General features: G+C 45.4%; 2 tRNA genes and 2 rRNA genes (1 of these 4 cut by a window edge). All 4 read right to left on the reverse strand.

The features are described from left to right. A 23S ribosomal RNA gene (locus QO200_RS19145) occupies nucleotides 1–708 on the reverse strand; it reaches 2,176 nt to the left of the window's first position. Nucleotides 709–839: 131 nt separating this feature from the next. Beyond that, nucleotides 840–913, reverse strand: a tRNA-Ala gene (locus tag QO200_RS19150). Between the two features lie 116 nt (nucleotides 914–1,029). Beyond that, nucleotides 1,030–1,103 (reverse strand) — tRNA-Ile (locus QO200_RS19155). 216 nt (nucleotides 1,104–1,319) lie between these two features. Continuing rightward, nucleotides 1,320–2,835: ribosomal RNA gene (locus tag QO200_RS19160) — 16S ribosomal RNA — on the reverse strand. The 16S and 23S rRNA genes sit together here with 2 tRNA genes alongside, the layout of an rRNA operon. Nucleotides 2,836–2,993 lie beyond the last annotated feature (158 nt).

Here is a 2,993-nt window from a genome sequence, read left to right on the forward strand (position 1 = left end):
GGTTTCGCGTCTAACACTACTGACTAAAGCGCCCTATTCAGACTCGCTTTCGCTACGGATCCGTGGCTTAACCACTTATCCTTGCCAGCAACGTTAACTCGTAGGCTCATTATGCAAAAGGCACGCCGTCACCCCACGAAAGGGCTCCGACCGCTTGTAAGCGTATGGTTTCAGGATCTATTTCACTCCGTTATTCACGGTTCTTTTCACCTTTCCCTCACGGTACTGGTTCACTATCGGTCTCTCAGGAGTATTTAGCCTTAGCGGATGGTCCCGCCAAATTCAGACAGGATTTCTCGTGTCCCGCCCTACTCAGGATACCACTATCGTTATCTTCTATTACTTATACAGGGCTATCACCTTCTTTGGCTCTACTTTCCAGTAGATTCTAATTCTATCCGCAACAAATATCGTGGTCCTACAACCCCAAATATGCCGTAACATGTTTGGTTTGGGCTAATCCGCGTTCGCTCGCCACTACTTACGGAATCACTTTTGTTTTCTTCTCCTCCGCCTACTTAGATGTTTCAGTTCAGCGGGTTTGCCCACCCGTAGGTGTACTATGTCTTCAACATAGTGGGTTGCCCCATTCAGGTATCTACGGATCAATCGGTGTGTGCCCGTCCCCGTAGCTTTTCGCAGCTTATCACGCCTTTCATCGCCTCTGAGAGCCAAGGCATCCCCCATACGCCCTTATTTTGCTTATTGTACCAATCTTAAAATTAATTAAGACCGTTCTTTCTTCTACTAAATATAAATATTTAGTAAAAAAATGCTTTCTACTTTTTTATATTTTTCTTATCTCAATATGTCAATGAACTTTAATCCTTGCGGATTCGTGGAGAATAACGGAGTCGAACCGTTGACCTCCTGCGTGCAAGGCAGGCGCTCTAGCCAGCTGAGCTAATCCCCCGTTTCAAATTTTAAATTATGAATGGTGAATTTTGAATTAATGTATAATTCATACTCATACTTCTAAAATTTCCTTTTGTCCTGAATTTATTTCAGGATTTATTTAAGTTTAAATAGTTGTCTCGGACAGACTCGAACTGTCGACCCCTACATTATCAGTGTAGTACTCTAACCAGCTGAGCTACGAGACAAGGTGATTCCTGATTTATGATTAACGATTTTTGATCTCAGATTTAAAATCCGCAACCAACAATCAGCATTCAATAATCGTAAATCGTTTATCTTTTACTTAAATTGTATTATTTGAACTAACAGCAAGAGTAATATAATTTCAATCTTTGTTTCCACTTTCTCTTTTCGTCTCTTTCCCTACCGTGCTTATAAATAAGCTAACACTAAGGCTCTAGAAAGGAGGTGTTCCAGCCGCACCTTCCGGTACGGCTACCTTGTTACGACTTAGCCCTAGTTACCAGTTTTACCCTAGGCAGCTCCTTGCGGTCACCGACTTCAGGCACCCCCAGCTTCCATGGCTTGACGGGCGGTGTGTACAAGGCCCGGGAACGTATTCACCGGATCATGGCTGATATCCGATTACTAGCGATTCCAGCTTCACGGAGTCGAGTTGCAGACTCCGATCCGAACTGTGACCGGTTTTATAGATTCGCTCCTGGTCACCCAGTGGCTGCTCTCTGTACCGGCCATTGTAGCACGTGTGTAGCCCAAGGCGTAAGGGCCGTGATGATTTGACGTCATCCCCACCTTCCTCACAGTTTGCACTGGCAGTCTCGTTAGAGTTCCCGACATGACTCGCTGGCAACTAACAACAGGGGTTGCGCTCGTTATAGGACTTAACCTGACACCTCACGGCACGAGCTGACGACAACCATGCAGCACCTTGTAAATTGTCTTGCGAAAGATCTGTTTCCAAACCGGTCAATCTACATTTAAGCCTTGGTAAGGTTCCTCGCGTATCATCGAATTAAACCACATGCTCCACCGCTTGTGCGGGCCCCCGTCAATTCCTTTGAGTTTCAAACTTGCGTTCGTACTCCCCAGGTGGGATACTTATCACTTTCGCTTAGCCACTGAGATTGCTCCCAACAGCTAGTATCCATCGTTTACGGCGTGGACTACCAGGGTATCTAATCCTGTTCGCTACCCACGCTTTCGTCCATCAGCGTCAATATATTAGTAGTAACCTGCCTTCGCAATTGGTATTCCATGTAATCTCTAAGCATTTCACCGCTACACTACATATTCTAGTTACTTCCTAATAATTCAAGTCAGACAGTATCAATGGCCGTTCCACCGTTGAGCGATGGGCTTTCACCACTGACTTATCTGACCGCCTACGGACCCTTTAAACCCAATGATTCCGGATAACGCTTGGATCCTCCGTATTACCGCGGCTGCTGGCACGGAGTTAGCCGATCCTTATTCTTACAGTACCGTCAAGTCTCTACACGTAGAGGTGTTTCTTCCTGTATAAAAGCAGTTTACAATCCATAGGACCGTCATCCTGCACGCGGCATGGCTGGATCAGGCTTGCGCCCATTGTCCAATATTCCTCACTGCTGCCTCCCGTAGGAGTCTGGTCCGTGTCTCAGTACCAGTGTGGGGGATCTCCCTCTCAGGACCCCTACCCATCGTAGCCTTGGTATGCCGTTACCATACCAACTAGCTAATGGGACGCATGCTCATCTTTCACCGATAAATCTTTAAATACATCTTGATGCCAAGGCGTATTACTATAAGGTATTAATCCAAATTTCTCTGGGCTATCCCTTTGTGAAAGGTAGATTGCATACGCGTTACGCACCCGTGCGCCGGTCTCAAAGAAGCAAGCTTCTTCTACCCCTCGACTTGCATGTGTTAAGCCTGCCGCTAGCGTTCATCCTGAGCCAGGATCAAACTCTTCATCGTATATTATGCGAGTCTCAATTAATTGAAACTCTATTTATTTTTGACTGAAGGTCTAGTGGTTTTTTCAAATCTATCGATTCTATTACTCTTTATTCTTTTGTTCTAACATCTCTGTTAAAACGGCTGTCAATTCAATATGTCTAGGAACGTGTTCTTTT

The sequence above is a fragment of the Flavobacterium sp. Arc3 genome (assembly GCF_041431375.1).
In the GTDB taxonomy this organism is placed as follows: Bacteria; Bacteroidota; Bacteroidia; order Flavobacteriales; family Flavobacteriaceae; genus Flavobacterium.